This is a genomic window from Actinomyces sp. ZJ308, from assembly GCF_011752065.1.
Classification (GTDB): domain Bacteria; phylum Actinomycetota; class Actinomycetes; order Actinomycetales; family Actinomycetaceae; genus Actinomyces.
Genome location: NZ_JAAIJY010000078.1, coordinates 1 through 904 on the forward strand (window position 1 = coordinate 1; position 904 = coordinate 904).

Here is a 904-nt window from a genome sequence, read left to right on the forward strand (position 1 = left end):
GGGTGAAGTGGACGTGGATGCGGGGGTTGGCCTCCAGCCAGGCGCGCACCTCGGGGGTCTTGTGGGTGGCGTAGTTGTCCATCACCAGGTGCAGCTCGTCGTCGGGGTAGGCGCGCGCGACCTGGCGCAGGAAGGCGAGCAGCTCGGCGCGGCGGTGGCGAGGCTTGCAGGCGGCCGTGACGTGGCCGGTGGCGACCTGAAGGGCGGCGAACAGGGTGGAGGTGCCGTGACGGGTGTAGTCGTGGGTGCGCCGCTCGATGCTGCCCGGCGCCATGGGCAGCATCGGGGCGGTGCGATCCAGCGCCTGGATCTGGGACTTCTCGTCGACGCACAGCACCACGGCGTTGTCCGGGGGCGCCAGGTACAGGCCCACCACGTCGGTGACCTTGGCAACCAGCTCGGGGTCGGTGGAGTACTTGAAGGTTCCCGACCTCCAGGGCTGGATCCCGTAGCTGCGCCACACCCGCGCCACGGTGGCGTTGCCGATACCCAGGTGACGGGCCAGCAGCCGGCTCGACCAGTGCGTGACCCCGTACTTCTTGGGCGGCGGCGCCAGGGTGGCGGCCACGACCCGCTCCCGGGACACCTTCCTGGGACGCCCCGAGCGGGGCGCGTCCTCCAACCCGCGCAGGCCCCCGGCCTGGTAGCGGCGCCGCCAGGAGACCACCGTGGGGACACTGACCCCCACCGCCTGCGCGATCCGGGTGTTGGCCACCCCCTGAGCGGCCAGGAGCACGATCCGCGCCCGCCGCGCCAGCCCGGCCGGCACCGTCGTCGCACGCAGCCAGGACTCAAGCACCTCCAGGTCACCCTCACGCACAACCAGTCCAGGAGCAGGTCTATTCGCCATACCCCCATCATCCTAAGCACCAACCACAAAACAACTAACGACACGCGACACTAG

The 904-nt window shown here is 70.6% G+C and carries 1 protein-coding gene; it reads right to left on the minus strand.

Annotation, left to right across the window (positions count from 1 at the left end):
- The coding region (locus HCR68_RS13930) for an IS630 family transposase (protein WP_208320628.1) at nucleotides 1-850 on the minus strand (850 nt) is incomplete at its 3' end.
- Between the last annotated feature and the right edge of the window lie 54 nt (nucleotides 851-904).